We start from the raw sequence: 16,561 nt of genomic DNA on the forward strand, positions 1-16,561 counted from the left end.
CTATGACCAAGAAAAAACGTTCCCGTATAAGACAATGGCTACTGGCTGTTGGAATACTGTTTATTGCTTTGTCGGCTGCCATTTACTGGTTAGTGGATGTGCCGCGCCAAGCTGCAATTTACTCAATTGCTCCTCTTGCGGCTGCTGAAGAAAATACTGACGACAGTCGGCCATCTCAAACTCAACAATGCATTCAAAACGAAAAAGTTGCCTCCATCGATACTAACGGCACGCTCAATGTATTGGTGTGGAATGTTTATAAAGAGCAAGAGTCGTCTTGGCAGTCGGTGTTTGAGTATCTCACCGATGGGCGACAATTAGTATTACTGCAAGAAGCGCTCGACCGACCGGTTTTACGCGAATCTGTTGCGAAATCTCAATTTTTTGGTAACTACAGCCAAGCTTTTCAGATTATGGGTAAAAGTAGTGGTGTGATGTCCTTGTCGACCAAACCTGCGGTGTATGCATGCAGTTATCACAGTATGGAGCCTTGGTTGGGATTGCCAAAGTCAGCCATCGTTAGCCAGTTTAAACTGAGTAATGGCCAAGTGTTGGCGGCAGTGAATGTGCACGGAATCAACTTTACAGTGGAGACACTTGAGTATCAGCAGCAGTTGCAACAGCTAACCGATGGGCTTACTGGGCATACAGGCCCTATTATTTTTGCCGGTGATTTTAACACTTGGTCTGAGGAGCGCTTAGCAGCCTTGTATCAAACAGTAGATAGTTTGGGTATGCAAGAGGCCAAGTTTTCGCCGGACGGCCGCTCAAAGTTGGTGAATGGCCGAATTCTCGACCACGTTTTTTATAGAGGGTTGAATCTAAAGCATGCTAGTGCAACCTACACTGACGCATCAGATCACAACCCGATGTTATTGACTTTTCAACTGACCAATAAATAGATGGCCCATACTGTATAGGTGCCAACCCATGGCAAGCCGCTGACCACAATAGCGGCGCTGCGCGAGATGGGTGTCCAGCATGACAATGCCGTGAAGCCCAGCACAATAAACCATGGCATCAGCAGTGGGAAAGATTGAGCGTAACCAAACCAAGAATGGTTGACTGGCAACTTTAACAATCCATTTAAAGAACCCAAATCTGCGGCGTAATTCACTACCCAGCCATTGTTGAGTAACAAGCTCACATAGCTAGCAATGTCTGCCAGAATCAAGGGCAAAGTGACTAGGGTAGAAGCGGCAAACCAGTTCCAATATCCCTTGGGTTGTTGATAATTTTTTGTTGCCAACAAAAACCAAAAAGCCAACAAAGCAATGGTTGTGATTCTGCCGAGCAGATCATTAATGATCTCCGTTGCCATTAAGGTATTGCTCTCAAGCGCCGCTAAGTTGTCTGCGCTGATAAACTCAGTGAGTTGCGATTTGAGCCAAGCAAAATCCACAGTATCAAAGTACGCACCCCAAAATAAAAAAGGCGTTACTAACAATACAATAAAGCTTTGCCAACCCCACATCGGCTTTTCATGCAGTGCCCAAAATGCACTGGCTGGTGCTTTAAACACATCCAGCAGCATGGTCAAAGGGTTGGATGATGGAACGATCATACGCTTACCTTAGTCACATCAACGTACAACTTAAGCTTTTGACCGGGTTGAAGGTATTTCCTCTTGTTTAAGTCATTCCACTTAACGATGTCGGCACTGCGTACTTTAAACTTACTGGCAATTCCGCTGATGGTATCGCCACTGCGCACTTTATACACCACGGTGCGAATGATGGCGCCTTCGCTTCCGTCTTTCCAAATTACCAGCTTTTGTCCGATACGCAGTGTGTCACGAGGGCTCATGCCATTCCATTTTGCCAGTGTTGTATGAGACACCTTGTGCTTGCGAGCGATGCTCCAAAAACTATCACCAGATTTCACGGTATGAGTTTGTTTGAAGCGCCCCTTTGGCGTTTGCTGAAGGGTTTCAAGTCGATTGGCCGCACTTAGTGCGTATTCTTGCTCTGATTTAACGCTAGTCGGAATCAGTAATTGCTGTCCGAGCCTAATCATAGTACTAGACAGGTTGTTAGCGGTTTTAATAACGCCAGTTGTGGTGTGATATTTTTTAGCAAGTGTGCTCAGGGTGTCGCCTGACTTCACTTTGTGACGAACTAACTTAACCCCTTTACCACGGTTTTTCTCCAAGTTGCGACTAAAGGTATCTACAACATCAACTGGTAGCAATAATTGATGAGGACCTTCAGGAGCTGTCGACCATTGATTGTAGGCTGGGTTCAGGCTTTGCAATTGTTTAACGGAAATGCCGGCGTAATTTGCCGCGATTGCGATGTCTAATTGCTCTTTCGGGTCGACCAACTCCACAACGGGTTTATTGGCTACGGCTGGGATAGCTAACCCATACTGTTCTTGGTTGGCAACGATATCTGCCAACGCTAAGAGTTTTGGAACATAGCTACTGGTTTCTTTTGGTAAATCCAGTGAGAAAAAGTCGATGGGTTTACCGCGTTTTTCATTGGCTTTTATAGCTCGCGAAACTCGGCCTCCACCGCTGTTGTATGCTGCGATGGCGTGCAACCAGTTACCATCAAAACGACGGTTCAAGCTCTCTAAATAGTCAAGCGCCGCTTCGGTTGCAGCGGCGACATCACGTCTACCGTCGTACCAGAAGTTTTGTTCTAAGCCATACATTTTTGCGGTGCCAGAGACAAACTGCCACAGGCCAGCTGCGCTACCGTGTGAATAGGCGAACGGGTCGAAGGAGCTTTCTACCACGGGCAATAACGCCAACTCTAGTGGCAACCCACGTTTTTCCACACTTTCAGTAATCAGGAAAAGGAAAGGTTGAGCACGTTCGGCCACTACCTCTAAGTGTCTTGGATGAGTGAGGTACCAATTACGATAGTAATCGACACGTTTATGGCGTGGTACGTCCATCTCTAGCTGCATGCCAATGCGCTGCCAAACATCGTTTTGTGATTGTGGTGTGGCTTCAGGCAATTTTAGGGGCGGCTTCACTTCTGCCTTTGTTGAAGCGGCATTCACAGTGCTTTCTGTTGTTTTCGCGGAGGGTTTAGTATCAGCGGTGTTAGCGGCACTTTTTTGTGGGGCACTATCTTGAGGTGTTGGTACAGTTTGGGTGGTTTGGCATCCAACAAGCATCAAAGCGAGTGCGCCACCAATAATCAGTCGCATTAAATCAACCCTTTAGTAAAACGGCATGAGATAATACTTGCCCAGCCCTTGTAGTGACAAGTGTTGACGCCTCAAAAATCGTTTTTCCATTGACGAAGTGCACTGAAGACTGACAGCGAATCGGTACTGGACGTTAAGTGCGACACGGCTTTAACAACCTCAGGTAAATCGGTTCGCAAAAATGGGTTGATGGTTTTTTCAAGTCCAATAGTCGTGGGTAACGTCGGTTGGTTTTGAGCACGCAGGCGGTTGACTTCATCGCGATAAAAGCCAAGTTCTTGATTTTCAGGCTCTACTGCCATTGCAAATGCCACATTTGCTGATGTGTATTCGTGAGTACAGTAGACTTGGGTTTCCAGTGGTAATGCGGCCAAAAGGTTGAGAGCTTGATGCATTTGCTCCATCGTGCCTTCAAATACGCGACCACAACCCGCCGAAAACAAAGTATCTCCGCAAAAGACTTTACCATCACCGACATAGCCAATGTGATCAAGAGTATGTCCTGCAAGTCCAACGACTAAGAAGGTTTCTCCGAGAACTTTTAGTTGTTCACCATCTTCTAGAGGGTGACTAATGGATTGAAAACGGGATTCTTTCGGGCCATAGATAGGCGTGTTGGGGAAGTGCGCTAATAATTCCGCAACACCACCGGTGTGGTCCGCGTGATGATGTGTGATCAGCACACCTAACAGGTGCAAATCGTGCTGCTCAAGGTAACGCAATACTGGGTTAGCATCACCCGGATCAACAACAAAACACTGCTGTTCAGAGTTTTGAATTAGCCAGATGTAATTGTCTTGAAATGCAGGTATGCTTTTGATTGTTAGCATGGTCTTTCTCCAATAACCGCTCACTTGATGATAGATGGTTAAGCAAGCGTAAGACGCTAGGTCTGGTTAGTTTGTTCCATCACAATCTGAAAATGTGACATTGGCAATAAGGTGGCGCATGAAACCGGCACGCAACGACAAAGAGTTGCAGCAACCTCATTCTTGGACCCAATTGAAGCGCGGTCAGTGGGTACGTGAATCCATTCAAACTCGTCTGGACGAATGGTGCCCCAAGCTATTTGGCTATCATTTGCTTAAAATGGGGGGGCTAAGTTGTGAACTCAATAGTTGCTTGTGCAATATTGCTCATCAAGTCAATTTAGATATCCAAAATCCTCTTCATAACGTCATTGCCGATGGCTATGACCTGCCTTTTCTCGACAAAAGCCTTGATGTAGCGATTTTGAGTCACCAGTTAGATTACTGTAACGATCCGCATAGAATGTTGCGAGAAGTAGATCGTGTATTGATTGACGATGGTTATTTGATTTTGACCGGCTATAACCCAATAAGCTGTACCGGTTTAACCAGTTTTCTTCCTTGGCGTAAAAACAACCTGCCTTGGAGTGGGCGCATGTTTACTCCACACCGGATTAAAGATTGGCTAGGGTTGTTAAATTACCAAGTTATCGAAATGGACAGCTACGCCATTTTCCCTGGTCGTGGAGCGCTCTGTTCATGGTTAGAGAATTCCGTTGGGGAGTGGTTGTCGCCTTTCGGCAGTTTGTATTTCATCGTTGCTCGCAAGCGCACCTATCCATTAAAACCGATCAAGCCCCATTGGAAGTTAAAACGAAAACTGAGCCCTATTAGCGCGAACTATCGGGTTGGACATAGAGTCAATCACAGGCACTGATTGAGGTTAGCTTGGTTGATAGCCAGTATCTTTAAGGGTTGGGTTTTCTGCCGCGGCTCTTGCGAGATCGTCACACATTTCATTTTCGCGATGGCCCGCATGACCTTTTACCCACTTCCACTCGATTGTGTGGCGAGTGGTTTCTTGATCTAGCGCTTTCCAAAGATCAGCATTTTTTACAGGCTTTTTGTCTGCTGTTTTCCAATCGCGCTTTTTCCAGTTGTGGATCCACTGAGTAATACCTTGTCTGACATATTGGCTGTCTGTGGTCAGTACCACTTGGCAAGGCTCCTTGAGAGTTTGCAGAGCAACGATAGTCGCCATCATTTCCATTCGGTTGTTGGTGGTTAGCGTATAACCGGCCGCTAGTGTTCTTTCATTTTGCTTGTAACGCAAAACAATGCCATAGCCTCCTGGGCCTGGGTTACCGAGGCAAGAGCCATCTGTGAAAATTTCCACTAGTTTGGTCATGATTTGGTACTATGTGTCAATCGAAAGGGCCTTTTAGTCTGACACAGTTGAGCTTATGAATACCAGTAGCAATTCCTCCTCTAACTCTGCACATGATCGAATCGTAGTACTCGATACTGAAACGACCGGTATGAATCAAGACGGCGGTCCACATTACTTGGGGCACAGGATCATTGAAATTGGTGCGGTGGAAATCATTAACCGCAAGCTTACTGGTCGTCATTTTCACGTTTATCTCAAACCCGATCGTGCCATTCAGTCAGAAGCGGTGGAAGTCCACGGTATTACCGATGAATTCTTGCTAGATAAACCTACCTATGATCAAGTGCATCAAGAGTTTGTTGATTTTATCTCTGGGGCTGAATTGGTCGCGCACAATGCGCCGTTTGATGTGGGCTTTATGGATTACGAGTTTGAAAAGCTTAATCCGTCGCTCGGCAAAACAGACTCCCTTTGCAAAGTCACCGATACCTTGGCGATGGCCAAGAAGATCTTCCCAGGTAAACGAAACAACCTCGACGTGTTGTGTGACCGTTATGGTATTGATAACTCGCACCGTACCTTGCACGGCGCTTTGCTCGATGCGGAGATTCTAGCCGACGTTTACTTGCTGATGACGGGGGGACAAACGTCATTGCAGTTTAACGCCGGCAGCAATTCTGACGGCGAAGTGGGAGGTGAGTCTATAAAACGACTCGCCACAGGGCGAAAAAGCCTAAAGGTTTTGAAGGCAACCGCCGATGAAATAGAAGCGCACCAAGGGCGATTAGATATCGTAGAAAAAAGTGGTACGTGTTTGTGGCGTAACCAATAATTATTAAGTCGACAGACCCCAATATTCGGAGAGTTCAGTTGAGAGCGTTTTTAGTTGTCTTGAGCATCTTATTTTCCAGCATAGCGTTGGCTCAAAAAGAGTCGACCATTTCTTTGTTGGACAATCGCTTTCGAGTTGACCCCACCATAGAGCAAGTCACCTTTGTTATCTATCGAGAAGAGCGCTCTCGACCAGTTGTGTTAGTGCGCCCGGATGGAAAAAAGTACTACTCAACCAAAAATCCCGACAATGTACGTTGGTATCAAGAGCCAACAATGGATATTGTGTCGATTGAAAATCCAATGCCCGGCCCTTGGCAAGCGGTGGGTAAAGTTACGCCGCAGAACAAGATTCGTTTGATCTCCAATTTGCAACTAACCACCGATGCTATGCCCGAGCGCTTGTTCACCAGTGAGGTGATTAAGTTTAGCGCTAGATTGACCTCGGATGGTGAGCCTTTGGTATTACGCGACTTTCTTGACCGAGTAAAGCTCACGATTACGTTTACCAAATATTTAGAAAACGAAGCGTCCATCGCCCCTGAAGCAAGGCCCATCCCACAGAGTATGGGAGTGTTTTCCGATGACGGTCGCGAACTTGATGAAATTGCGGGAGACGGCGTGTTTACTGTGTCCGTGCCTATTGACGTTCAACCCGGAAAATATCGTGTCAGGGTGACTTCTGGGAATGGAATTTTTTTACGTGCTCAAGAGCAAGAAGTCTTGGTCTATCCGTTGCCACTACAAGCGACATTTATTCAATCACGAACTGATGGCCAGCCTCACAATATCGTTTTTACTGGCGAACAGGGCATGATTGCTCCTGGGTCTATTGCTGGCAAAGTACAACATGTTTCTCCCGGTGATAAGGCATTAACTTTAACAAGTTCATCCAGTGAGAAGTCCATGAGTGCGCAAATCGATATTCCATACGATGGTACCTTGGGTGAGTACTCGTGGAGTGGTACAGGTTACGCCACCGAACTGGGCTCACAACGTCCGCTTATATTCCCAATTACCATGCAAACCTATAGCGTGGTTGAAGAATTAGATATTGAAGAAAGTCGCCGACTGCGCGAAGAAGAGCGGATGAAGCAACAGCGAATGATGGAAGAGCTTCAGATGCTAAAAATGCGCGAAGAAGCAAGGCAATTTAACATTATGCTAATCATTGTCGGGAATGTTGTTGCGCTTGTAGTGGGCTTTCTAATTTGGTTTATTCGCCGAAAACTTCAGGCGCGCAAGGCGGCAATCCCTGAGATGCAGCTGGATATGCCAGACTCTTAACCTACCGCTTCAAAGGGGTGACGAACAGCTCGTTCTATAATCTACATGAACAAAGTTCACCCACATTTGAGCTGGTATCAGCGACTTTTCTCTGAGCTCAGCATAAAACTACTGTTCTAGTACAATTCTTTGGCTTCAAGTGTCGACAGTCTCTTTGGTTTGAGTAAACTCTACTCCGTACCCACAAAATAATGATGAGAACAGGCTATGTACCAAGAACTGATCAAAAGTGAATTGACTGAAGCGGCACAGGTGTTGAACACGTTTTTGAGTGATGACAACAACATCGCGCAAATTGAGGCAGCAGCCAAGCTGATTGCCGACTCATTTAAACAAGGTGGTAAGGTCCTATCATGTGGTAATGGCGGTTCTCATTGCGATGCAATGCACTTTGCTGAAGAGTTAACGGGGCGCTATCGAGAAAATCGACCGGGTTATCCTGGAATCGCGATTTCAGATCCAAGCCACCTATCTTGTGTGAGCAATGACTTCGGTTACGAATTCGTTTTTTCTCGTTATGTTGAAGCGGTTGGTGCGAAAGGCGATGTATTATTCGGCCTATCTACGTCAGGTAATTCAGGCAATATTCTTAATGCGATTGAAGCGGCAAAAGCGAAAGGAATGAAAACCATTGCGTTGACTGGCAAAGACGGCGGAAAGATGGCTGGACTTGCGGATATCGAAATTCGTGTTCCACACTTTGGATATGCCGATCGCATTCAAGAGATTCATATTAAGATTATTCATATTGTTATTCAGTTGATTGAAAAAGAGATGGCGGCAGCCGACTAAACTGAGAATACTGAGGCAGGATTGGTCCTGTCTCATTCTATGTAGGAGAACAGTGGTTTCATGTGTGAATTGCTCGGAATGAGCGCCAATGTGCCAACCGATATTTGCTTTAGTTTTACCGGCTTGATTCAGCGTGGTGGAAACACGGGGCCGCATCGAGACGGCTGGGGGATTACGTTTTACGAAGGCAAAGGCTTTCGCACGTTTAAAGATCCCAACCCAAGCTGCAAATCCAAAATTGCTGAGTTAGTACAAAATTACCCCATAAAAAGTTGTGCGGTCATTAGTCATATTCGACAAGCCAATCGGGGCGGGGTAAATCTTGAAAATACTCACCCTTTTACCAGAGAGCTGTGGGGCCGCTATTGGACCTTTGCTCATAATGGTCAGTTAACCGACTACAAGGAACTGGTCACCGGTCGTCATCGTCCCGTTGGGCAAACCGACAGTGAATTGGCGTTTTGCTGGTTACTCAAACAAATGGAAGATAAGTATCCTGAGCCGCCTCAAGATATGACCAGTGTTTTTCGTTTTGTAGCCAAGTGCTGTGATCAATTGAGAGAGAAAGGCGTTTTTAACATGCTGCTCTCAGATGGTGAGTATGTGATGACATACTGTACCAATCACTTGTACTGGATCACCCGCCGAGCTCCCTTTGGTAAAGCGGCTTTAATCGATGAAGATGTGGAGATCAATTTCCAAGAAGAGACCACGCCTAATGACATTGTCTCTGTAATTGCAACTCAGCCTTTAACGGGCAACGAAACTTGGCATCGGATGAAGCCAGGGGAGTTTGGTATTTTCCACTTTGGCGAGTTGACGGATGGCAATGCATCAGAGTTGGACCACGTGCCATTTGCTCCGAAAAAAGTAGAGAGTCAAGCGCCGACAGAACCACTTGAGTAGCATGTATAAGTTTCTGATTTATAAGGTTTGTGAAGTGTGTCTAAAGTTCTAATCGAAGATTAGATAGCTCTCAAAACTACACTAAAAGTTTATATAAAAGCCGTTGAATAAGTTTAATTATTCAATGGCTTTTTATTTTTTAGGTAATACGTTATGAGATTTTTTATTCTGGCAATTTTGCTAACAACCAGTTCATTATGTTATTCAGATGGTAAAGAGGAGGCGTTAGCGAATTTAGTTCCATACTATCAGTTTAAGGGGCAACCCGAGCAAACCCACCCACTTGCCGACAGAATGGAATACTTCGATGTTCCAGGCATCAACATCACTTTGTTTGACCGTGGAGAAATTCTTTGGACTCACAGCCAAGGAATTAAAAATCAACAGCAGCAGCCAGTAGAAAAGGATACGGTCTTCCAAGTGGCATCAATGAGCAAACCAGTCGTTGGTTTATTGGTCTTAAAAGCGGTAGAGGAAGGGAAAGTTACCTTAGACCAAGATATCCGTCCATTACTGATTCCTGAGCTTCAAGCCAAAACCACTTATTCAGTGACCCTGAGACAATTACTTAGTCACACTGGTGGTTTCCCAATGCAAGGTTCACCTGAGTTTGATCCTGATGAAACGCTCCCTACCTTAGGTCAGTTTGCTCAGAGTGAACAAGGGAGTACGTATTTCGCTCAAAACAAACCGGACGGAACGTTTAACTATTCCAATGCGGGATTTGCATTGGTGCAATCTGTCTTAGAAACCTTATATAAACAACCATTGCATGAATTGGCCAAGCAAAGGCTCTGGCAACCGTTGAAGTTGAAAAACATGACCTTCCAACAGGAATCAGTCGATGAGTTAGGAATGGATTTGGCACATGGTCATCGATACGGTAGCTGGCTTCCTGAACAATGGAAAAGCTACCCTACTGAGGCCTCAGCAGGATTGTGGACCAGTACTCCTGATTTTGCCGCGTTGTTACTGGCGCTTCACAAGTCGCTTAAATCCGACAGTTTCGATTTCATGCGAGCGGAAACAGTTAGATCTATGTATGAGCCCACACAACCATTTTTTGGGTTGGCCATCTACCGTTATGCTGATCAACAGGGCGAGTACCTGTTCCATGGAGGGATCAATAAAGGATTTGAATCTCATTTTGTCCTGTACCCTGAGTTAGGAAGTGGTGCGGTGATCACGACCAATGGGCAAAGTGGTGATGGATTGGCACTGGAGATCATGCGCGCGCTTTCCAGAAGTTATCAGTGGCCAAATTATCAGATTTACAAAACAGAAGTATTAGACAGTAGTGGCGAGGATCTTTCACCTTACGTTGGACGTTATCATTATAGTGATGACTTCTATGCGGACATCACGGCCAAAAATGGACATCTGTATGTTCATGGTAAAGGTCAGCTTAAGTTTCCGTTGTACAAAATAGAGACTCATCGCTTTAAGGCCATTAATTTCAATTCAGAATTTGTATTTGAATTGGATACTAAGACCGAAAACATGGTTGCCTTACGCCAGATTTCTCCCTTTTCAAACGATAGGGCGGTAAAGGAGTAGCCAATAAAAAAGGCTGGCAAATACTGCCAGCCTTTCGGTTTGTTGATATAGCGGATTGAAATTACGCGAACTGCGCTTTTAGGTGTTCAACAATATCGCCCATTGCAACTGGTGTTTTCTCTCCAGTACGACGGTTTTTGTATTCGAAGTTACCTTCGTCCATGCTACGGTCACCAATGACTACAGCATGAGGAATACCAATAAGCTCCATGTCAGAGAACATAACACCAGGGCGTTCTTTACGGTCATCAAACAATACTTCGACTCCTGCCGCAGTGAGTTCTTGATAGAGCTTCTCAGCCGCTTCTTTGACTCGCTCAGATTTATGCATGTTCATTGGCACGATAGCTACTTGGAACGGAGCAATAGCATCTGGCCAGATAATGCCGTACTTGTCGTGGTTTTGCTCAATGGCTGCCGCTACAACACGAGTGACACCAATTCCGTAGCAGCCCATTTCTAGAATGACATTTTTGCCATCAGCACCAAGCACACCACAATTCATTTTTTCTGAATAGGCGTTGCCTAGCTGGAAGATATGACCAACTTCGATACCACGCTTAAGCATGATGGTACCTTTGCCACATGGGCTTGGGTCACCTTCAACTACATTGCGCAAATCTTCCACTTGGCCAAGTGCAACGTCGCGGCCCCAGTTAATGCCAAAGTAGTGTTTGCCATCCTCATTGGCGCCTGCGCCAAAGTCGCTCATTACGGCCACAGAGCGATCAACGATAAATGGCAGTTCAAGGCCTACTGGACCAAGTGAACCCGGACCGGCACCGATAAGCTTGCGAATTTCTTCTTCAGTGGCCATTTCTAATGGAGCAGCCACTTGTGGCAAGTTTTCCGCTTTCACTTCATTAAGCTCGTGATCACCGCGTACAATTAATGCAATGATTGGCGCATCAACGGCTTCAGAAGCCTTAACAAACAAAGTTTTCACTGTCTTTTCGATAGCGATGTCAAACTGTTCTACCAACTCAGCAATGGTTTTAGCGTTTGGTGTATCAACCAATGACATGTCGTGAGTAGGCGCTTCTGACACTTGAGCAGGAGCTAGGGCTTCCGCTTTTTCAATGTTGGCAGCGTAGTCAGATTCGGTTGAGAACGCGATTAGGTCTTCACCACTTTCCGCTAATACGTGGAATTCTTGTGAGCCACTGCCGCCAATTGCACCACTGTCAGCAAGCACCGGACGGTAATCCAAACCCATGCGATCAAAAGCGCGACAGTATGCGTCGTGCATAGAGTCGTACGATTTTTGCAAGCCAGCTTTATCGATGTCGAAGCTGTAGGCATCCATCATAGAGAATTCACGTGAACGCATTACACCAAAACGCGGGCGTCGCTCATCGCGGAACTTGGTCTGAATTTGGTACAGATTCAACGGCAATTGTTTATAAGAGTTCACTTCGTTGCGAACTAATGCAGTAATCACTTCTTCTGCGGTTGGACTTAAAACAAACGGACGATCGTGGCGATCGGTAAAGCGCAGTAGCTCAGGTCCCATTTTTTCAGAGCGACCGGTCTCTTCCCAAAGCTCAAAGGGCTGTACCACGGGCATGATGGTTTCAATCGCGCCTGCATTGTCGATTTCTTGACGAACGATGTTTTCAACTTTGCGAAGAACTCGTAGTCCGTTTGGTAGCCAAGTGTACAAACCTGAAGCTAGTTTGCGGATCATGCCTGCACGCAGCATAAGCTGGTGGCTTACGATTTCTGCGTCGTTTGGAGTCTCCTTCAGCGTTGAAAGAAGATAGTTACTGGTACGCATTGAGTGTATCCGTTTGTTATCTATTAAGGCCTGTTGGCCTTAAAGTGGAGTAAAAATGTGTTAGCCGTTGATAATACCAGTCAATCTCTATTCTCTGAAGTACTCGGTAGAGATTACTTGCACTGAATTGTCGATAACTTGAAATTTGAATTCCAAGTCGAAGAGCCGAGTGGCGTATATTTTGTCGTCTGGCTTCGATTTTTTGTAAGCTGGGCGAGGGTCCATCGAGAGAACTTGACTCACAACTTTTTGAATATGGGCGCAATTTTGATGCTGAGATAATCCCAGCAAAGCTGCCTCGGTCCATTCGACGTGCTTGTGGTCTATCGATTCTTTGTCAAAGGGGGCCGTTGCATTGGTAATGCTATCGCTATAAGGGAGATAAGGTTTTATATCAACGATAGGGGTTCCGGATACAAGATCACAGCTACCGATGTCAATGTACGCATTACCATCAATCAAACTTGTTCCTTTTAGCTCAACCGCCGACATACCAATGCCATTGGGACGAAATGTTGAACGAGTCGCAAACACACCTAACCTTTGGTTGCCACCTAAACGCGGTGGTCGAACTGTTGGTTTCCAGCCTGCAGCCAAATTTTGGTCAAACAAAAACAGCAGCCAAATATGTGAGTATTGTTCCAATCCTCGAACTGAATCTGGAGTATTCGCGGTACCCGTGAGCTTGATTCTTGCTGTAGCTGATTCCACCAAGCGTGGTTGGCGAGGTACAGAAAATTTGTCTTGGTAAGGTGTCTCAATAATCCCAATGGGCTCAATGGAATACATAGTGATGGCGTTTGATTGGGTTTGAACGCAGTTTACCTCTGTTTAAACAAAATTCCATATTCCTCTTGTTACGCGTTTATTCGATCTTTAAATGCAAATAAGAAAGTGTCTCATTCAAAAATCTTCTTGCAATGAATAATTGATATCAATTATCATTTGTTATGTTATAACATTATGGAGTTACAGATATGAAATCGGGCATTCATCCTGAGTACCGTAAAGTCGTTTTTCACGATACTAGTGTTGATGAGTACTTCGTTATTGGCTCGACGCTGCAAACGGATCGCACCATTGAGTTTGAAGGTAAGACGTACCCTTATATGACAGTGGAAGTTTCTTCCAAGTCACACCCGTACTACACAGGTAAACAGCGTGTGATTCAGAAAGAAGGTCGAGTGGCTAAATTTAACAGCCGTTTTGCTGCATTCAATAAAGAAGAAGCGTAAGCCAGCGAAAGGCTAGAAAGGAAAAAAACATGAAAGTGGTTAAGTCATTAAAAAGTGCAAAATCAAGACACCCTGATTGCCAAATTGTTAAGCGCCGTGGTCGTCTTTACGTGATTTGCAAAACAAACCCAAGATTTAAAGCGGTACAGAAGTAATTGAATATTGCTAACACCTTTTGGCTAGATGAAAAAACCTGCTTTACAGCAGGTTTTTTTTCGCTTGTGCCAAATAACGGTCTAGGTGATTAGCGAATTCTCGTCGTTCAGTTTGGGAGAGTGGTGGCGGTCCTCCAGTTTCAAAACCACTGGAGCGCATGGTATCCATGAAATCACGCATCGATAACTTACTTTTGATGGTTTGCGGGTCAAACTTCTCACCGCGAGAACTCAGAGCTTGCCCACCTTTAGTGATGATCTCGTCTACCAGTGGAATATCAGAGGTGATCACCAAATCGTTCTTTTCTACCTGTTGAACAATCCAGTTATCTGCGACATCAAATCCGCTAGAAACCTGAACAAAGCGCAAATTATTTCGTTTCGGTAGAGGGATGGAATGATTAGCCACAAAGGTAATCATGATCCCGGTTCGCTCTGCGGCTTTAACCAAAACTTCGCGAATTACTTTAGGGCACGCATCGGCATCAACCCAAATTGTCATCACTTACCTTCCTTTTGGTGTTGCGCAAGTTGCAGCTCTAGAGCTTCGACTCGCTTAGCCAAGGTTAGAACGGTTTGTTCCAACTCATCGATCTTAGTGTTTTCTACCGTTGTACTTTGCGCAATTTCGACTTTAGGAACCGTATTTGAGGTCTTCCAACGTTTGATTGTTGTAATTAGCGCAGGCATAGGAACCTTAGATGAAAGGCGGGCTTTCACTAACGCCACTGTCGGCTCTTTGCCTTCTTTCGCCAGCGTTTCAAGTATCGATTGTAACTCTTCAGTCATGTCCTTGGTGAGCATAATTTGTCCAGTATCTACGGTGTCTTAGGGTATTGTAAGAGATCTGCCATTCTGGGTGTAAGTAGATTCTTTTTATAATGACGGTCGAATAAACCCTAACGTTATAACTTCATGTTATGCATAAATAAATCCGAATGGGTAAAATGTGTTCAATCGATTACATCGCTCAATAGCCGATATTTTTTATCAGGCAAGGAGTAAAGTGAAGGTGTTGTTTGGGAAGGGCAACGGAGTATCACGGATTCGATACTCGAACGCACTAAGGAAAGCGGCATAAGGATAGGTTCACTAGGATGTGAATCAAGGACACCACTCAAGGATGGGTGATGATAAAAGCTCGGATAGCTTTTCTTCAGGACGAACAAGGACACCGCTAGGACGGCGAAGATAGGATTGGTAGCAGGAATCTACCCAGTCATGGAAGAGGCAGGGAGCACCAGTCAGCAAGGAAACTGAAAAGTCGTATTTGGCCCCGATTGTTATCGGGGCTTTCTTTTATCTGAATTTGTCCAGAGCATTTATTCCACCCGGTGAGCGGGTAATGAGACATCGTACAGATAATGACCTTTCATTAAAATTTCACCGACGTAGCAGTCATCTCCCAGTGACGAGAATTCAAACTCGTAAACACTGTGCCAATTCCATTTTCCCTGTTTGTCCTTCAGACGATGACCTTTAAACGCGATACTCAGCAACTGCAAGTTGAGCTGCTGACATTTTTGTTTCGCACGATATTGAGCTAATTCGGCTTGCTTCCGATGTTGCCAAAACAAGAAGCCAGCGAATGCCAGTCCTAGTATTGCAAATAGATTTCCTATCATTGTTTATTCCCTATCACTGACTATTGAACACCACTTTTAGCCGTAGTTTGCAATTGTAATAGCGCTTGTGCCAATTCAGGGGATGGACTGGTGTGCAGTAAAGGAAGCAACACCAGTCGTAATTCTGGGAGCATCACCAGATCGGCAAACACCTGATTAAAAAGAGCTTGATTGTTGGTTTGTGCCAGTCGCAACAAAAACAGCTGTGCTGAAGACTGATCGGCCAATAAATGCCAACAACGTCCTGCAATGGCAATCAACATTTCTTGATGAGACAGAGAAGGGCTGTTTAGGATCTGTTTTAACACAGGTTGAGCGACGGCTTTTTCCGCACCAGCGAGTGCTCTCATGTAAGCAGCAAGCAAGAAAATATCACTGTCTTTTTGCTCAATGATATCGGTCGCGAGTTCGGCTAAACGAACGGCTAACTTTTCTGGCAGACCAACATGCTCTAGGGCCCCAAGAAGGGCATAAAGTGGTTCATTTGGTAGTTGGCTGACCGCCTTGCGCATCAAGGTACCGTTGTTTTCGTTTGCCAAGCGGGCACAGATATCGGTAATGCCTTGCAGTCCGACACTTTGCCAATTGTTCCAGCCGATACCACCAGAGAAATAGTGTTGAGCATGTTCATAGTAGGCACTGGCTGGTAGGTTGAGCTGACCGCGGATCAAGCTGTGTAGCATCGCCATTTTATCTTCGCTGGGTTTGAACGTGTATGGGTTGTTGGCCAGTTTTTGTTCCGTTTCTTCATCCATTTCCTTGGACAAACGTGAACCCATGGCTTCCAATACATATTTGATAAAGTTACTGGTATCAGCTGGCTTGATCAGACCGCGTTCATCTAACTCAAATTTAAGAAACCAAATCCAAGGTTGTTGGTCTTGGTTCCAATAGACTACCGCTAAGTGGGCCTTACGTTGGCTAGGAAACGGGTAGGCTTGTTTACCTTGTTCAATATTCTCAAAGTCTCGAGCCTCAATTGGGCAAATTCGACGTCCTAAATCGAATACCTGGTAATTATTTTCACTGTGAGTAAGCAGTGCGGTTAGCGTTTTAAGAGCTTCCATTTTTCCGAGTTCCGAGAGGTTTTAAAAATAA

19 protein-coding genes are annotated in these 16,561 nt (G+C 45.3%); 9 read left to right on the top strand and 10 right to left on the bottom strand.

Annotated features, from left to right (window positions below):
* Positions 1 to 2: 2 nt before the first annotated feature.
* Positions 3 to 902: an endonuclease/exonuclease/phosphatase family protein gene (locus ACXAFJ_RS02400; protein WP_475321161.1), complete on the top strand. Its 900-nt coding sequence runs from the start codon at positions 3 to 5 to the stop codon at positions 900 to 902.
* Here the strand turns inward: ACXAFJ_RS02400 and ACXAFJ_RS02405 are convergent.
* The 3 genes from ACXAFJ_RS02405 to gloB all read right to left on the bottom strand — a co-directional run bounded on the left by ACXAFJ_RS02405 (position 884) and on the right by gloB (position 3,989).
* Entirely contained in the window at positions 884 to 1,561 is a 678-nt protein-coding gene (locus tag ACXAFJ_RS02405) for a YIP1 family protein (protein ID WP_475324043.1), read from the bottom strand. The genes ACXAFJ_RS02400 and ACXAFJ_RS02405 overlap by 19 nt on opposite strands.
* Positions 1,561 to 3,159, bottom strand: a complete 1,599-nt coding sequence (locus ACXAFJ_RS02410) for a LysM peptidoglycan-binding domain-containing protein (protein WP_475321162.1) — start codon at positions 3,157 to 3,159, stop codon at positions 1,561 to 1,563. The genes ACXAFJ_RS02405 and ACXAFJ_RS02410 overlap by 1 nt, the downstream gene beginning before the upstream one ends.
* Positions 3,160 to 3,230: 71 nt before the next feature.
* Positions 3,231 to 3,989, bottom strand: coding sequence for a hydroxyacylglutathione hydrolase (gene gloB / locus ACXAFJ_RS02415; protein ID WP_475321164.1), 759 nt, complete (start codon positions 3,987 to 3,989; stop codon positions 3,231 to 3,233).
* 118 nt (positions 3,990 to 4,107) lie between these two features.
* On the opposite strand from gloB, the gene ACXAFJ_RS02420 reads away from it, so the two are divergent.
* On the top strand, positions 4,108 to 4,845 hold the full coding sequence (locus ACXAFJ_RS02420) for a class I SAM-dependent methyltransferase (protein WP_475321165.1): 738 nt from the start codon (positions 4,108 to 4,110) through the stop codon (positions 4,843 to 4,845).
* Between the two features lie 6 nt (positions 4,846 to 4,851).
* Here the strand turns inward: ACXAFJ_RS02420 and rnhA are convergent, their stop codons facing one another.
* Entirely contained in the window at positions 4,852 to 5,316 is a 465-nt protein-coding gene (rnhA, locus tag ACXAFJ_RS02425; RefSeq protein WP_475321166.1) for a ribonuclease HI, read from the bottom strand.
* Positions 5,317 to 5,371: 55 nt separating this feature from the next.
* On the opposite strand from rnhA, the gene dnaQ reads away from it, so the two are divergent.
* The 5 genes from dnaQ to ACXAFJ_RS02450 all read left to right on the top strand — a co-directional run bounded on the left by dnaQ (position 5,372) and on the right by ACXAFJ_RS02450 (position 10,671).
* Positions 5,372 to 6,130, top strand: a complete 759-nt coding sequence (gene dnaQ / locus ACXAFJ_RS02430) for a DNA polymerase III subunit epsilon (protein ID WP_475321167.1) — start codon at positions 5,372 to 5,374, stop codon at positions 6,128 to 6,130.
* 38 nt (positions 6,131 to 6,168) lie between these two features.
* Complete coding sequence (locus ACXAFJ_RS02435) at positions 6,169 to 7,416, top strand: TIGR03503 family protein (RefSeq protein WP_475321169.1); 1,248 nt, start codon at positions 6,169 to 6,171, stop codon at positions 7,414 to 7,416.
* Between the two features lie 207 nt (positions 7,417 to 7,623).
* Positions 7,624 to 8,208 (top strand): D-sedoheptulose 7-phosphate isomerase, encoded by a 585-nt coding sequence (lpcA, locus tag ACXAFJ_RS02440; RefSeq protein ID WP_475321170.1) that lies wholly within the window; start codon positions 7,624 to 7,626, stop codon positions 8,206 to 8,208.
* 60 nt (positions 8,209 to 8,268) lie between these two features.
* Positions 8,269 to 9,114, top strand: coding sequence for a class II glutamine amidotransferase (locus tag ACXAFJ_RS02445; RefSeq protein ID WP_475321171.1), 846 nt, complete (start codon positions 8,269 to 8,271; stop codon positions 9,112 to 9,114).
* 153 nt (positions 9,115 to 9,267) lie between these two features.
* Positions 9,268 to 10,671, top strand: a complete 1,404-nt coding sequence (locus ACXAFJ_RS02450) for a serine hydrolase domain-containing protein (protein WP_475321173.1) — start codon at positions 9,268 to 9,270, stop codon at positions 10,669 to 10,671.
* Positions 10,672 to 10,732: 61 nt separating this feature from the next.
* On the opposite strand, the gene ACXAFJ_RS02455 is transcribed toward ACXAFJ_RS02450, so the two are convergent.
* Together ACXAFJ_RS02455 and tsaA are read right to left on the bottom strand one after the other, a co-directional pair.
* Positions 10,733 to 12,448, bottom strand: a complete 1,716-nt coding sequence (locus ACXAFJ_RS02455; protein WP_475321174.1) for a proline--tRNA ligase — start codon at positions 12,446 to 12,448, stop codon at positions 10,733 to 10,735.
* Between the two features lie 87 nt (positions 12,449 to 12,535).
* Complete coding sequence (gene tsaA, locus ACXAFJ_RS02460; protein WP_475321176.1) at positions 12,536 to 13,237, bottom strand: tRNA (N6-threonylcarbamoyladenosine(37)-N6)-methyltransferase TrmO; 702 nt, start codon at positions 13,235 to 13,237, stop codon at positions 12,536 to 12,538.
* Positions 13,238 to 13,425: 188 nt separating this feature from the next.
* On the opposite strand from tsaA, the gene ACXAFJ_RS02465 reads away from it, so the two are divergent.
* Both ACXAFJ_RS02465 and ykgO read left to right on the top strand, forming a co-directional pair.
* On the top strand, positions 13,426 to 13,683 hold the full coding sequence (locus ACXAFJ_RS02465) for a type B 50S ribosomal protein L31 (protein WP_475321177.1): 258 nt from the start codon (positions 13,426 to 13,428) through the stop codon (positions 13,681 to 13,683).
* A gap of 29 nt (positions 13,684 to 13,712) precedes the next feature.
* A complete protein-coding gene (gene ykgO / locus ACXAFJ_RS02470) occupies positions 13,713 to 13,838 on the top strand; it encodes a type B 50S ribosomal protein L36 (protein WP_005380299.1) in 126 nt (41 codons plus the stop codon).
* A gap of 43 nt (positions 13,839 to 13,881) precedes the next feature.
* Here the strand turns inward: ykgO and ACXAFJ_RS02475 are convergent, their stop codons facing one another.
* From ACXAFJ_RS02475 to ACXAFJ_RS02490, 4 genes are all read right to left on the bottom strand, one after another.
* Positions 13,882 to 14,340 carry a YaiI/YqxD family protein gene (locus ACXAFJ_RS02475; protein WP_475321179.1) on the bottom strand — a complete coding sequence of 153 codons (459 nt, stop codon included), beginning with the start codon at positions 14,338 to 14,340 and terminating at the stop codon, positions 13,882 to 13,884.
* Positions 14,340 to 14,642: a hypothetical protein gene (locus tag ACXAFJ_RS02480; protein WP_475321181.1), complete on the bottom strand. Its 303-nt coding sequence runs from the start codon at positions 14,640 to 14,642 to the stop codon at positions 14,340 to 14,342. The genes ACXAFJ_RS02475 and ACXAFJ_RS02480 overlap by 1 nt, the downstream gene beginning before the upstream one ends.
* A gap of 518 nt (positions 14,643 to 15,160) precedes the next feature.
* A complete protein-coding gene (locus ACXAFJ_RS02485) occupies positions 15,161 to 15,463 on the bottom strand; it encodes a DUF3301 domain-containing protein (RefSeq protein ID WP_475321182.1) in 303 nt (100 codons plus the stop codon).
* A gap of 20 nt (positions 15,464 to 15,483) precedes the next feature.
* Positions 15,484 to 16,530, bottom strand: a complete 1,047-nt coding sequence (locus ACXAFJ_RS02490) for a DUF3549 family protein (protein WP_475321183.1) — start codon at positions 16,528 to 16,530, stop codon at positions 15,484 to 15,486.
* Positions 16,531 to 16,561 lie beyond the last annotated feature (31 nt).

The sequence above is a fragment of the Vibrio sp. ABH4_348 genome, from assembly GCF_056159765.1.

Bases quoted from the DNA above. Each gene is read 5' to 3' on its own strand.
- ykgO (WP_005380299.1), top strand. From the start codon at position 13,713: ATGAAAGTGGTTAAGTCATTAAAAAGTGCAAAATCAAGACACCCTGAT.
- ACXAFJ_RS02475 (WP_475321179.1), bottom strand. From the start codon at position 14,340: ATGACAATTTGGGTTGATGCCGATGCGTGCCCTAAAGTAATTCGCGAA.
- ACXAFJ_RS02490 (WP_475321183.1), bottom strand. From the start codon at position 16,530: ATGGAAGCTCTTAAAACGCTAACCGCACTGCTTACTCACAGTGAAAAT.
- tsaA (WP_475321176.1), bottom strand. From the start codon at position 13,237: ATGTATTCCATTGAGCCCATTGGGATTATTGAGACACCTTACCAAGAC.
- ACXAFJ_RS02455 (WP_475321174.1), bottom strand. From the start codon at position 12,448: ATGCGTACCAGTAACTATCTTCTTTCAACGCTGAAGGAGACTCCAAAC.
- dnaQ (WP_475321167.1), top strand. From the start codon at position 5,372: ATGAATACCAGTAGCAATTCCTCCTCTAACTCTGCACATGATCGAATC.
- ACXAFJ_RS02465 (WP_475321177.1), top strand. From the start codon at position 13,426: ATGAAATCGGGCATTCATCCTGAGTACCGTAAAGTCGTTTTTCACGAT.
- rnhA (WP_475321166.1), bottom strand. From the start codon at position 5,316: ATGACCAAACTAGTGGAAATTTTCACAGATGGCTCTTGCCTCGGTAAC.
- ACXAFJ_RS02445 (WP_475321171.1), top strand. From the start codon at position 8,269: ATGTGTGAATTGCTCGGAATGAGCGCCAATGTGCCAACCGATATTTGC.
- ACXAFJ_RS02420 (WP_475321165.1), top strand. From the start codon at position 4,108: ATGAAACCGGCACGCAACGACAAAGAGTTGCAGCAACCTCATTCTTGG.
- gloB (WP_475321164.1), bottom strand. From the start codon at position 3,989: ATGCTAACAATCAAAAGCATACCTGCATTTCAAGACAATTACATCTGG.
- ACXAFJ_RS02485 (WP_475321182.1), bottom strand. From the start codon at position 15,463: ATGATAGGAAATCTATTTGCAATACTAGGACTGGCATTCGCTGGCTTC.
- lpcA (WP_475321170.1), top strand. From the start codon at position 7,624: ATGTACCAAGAACTGATCAAAAGTGAATTGACTGAAGCGGCACAGGTG.
- ACXAFJ_RS02400 (WP_475321161.1), top strand. From the start codon at position 3: ATGACCAAGAAAAAACGTTCCCGTATAAGACAATGGCTACTGGCTGTT.
- ACXAFJ_RS02480 (WP_475321181.1), bottom strand. From the start codon at position 14,642: ATGCTCACCAAGGACATGACTGAAGAGTTACAATCGATACTTGAAACG.
- ACXAFJ_RS02450 (WP_475321173.1), top strand. From the start codon at position 9,268: ATGAGATTTTTTATTCTGGCAATTTTGCTAACAACCAGTTCATTATGT.
- ACXAFJ_RS02410 (WP_475321162.1), bottom strand. From the start codon at position 3,159: ATGCGACTGATTATTGGTGGCGCACTCGCTTTGATGCTTGTTGGATGC.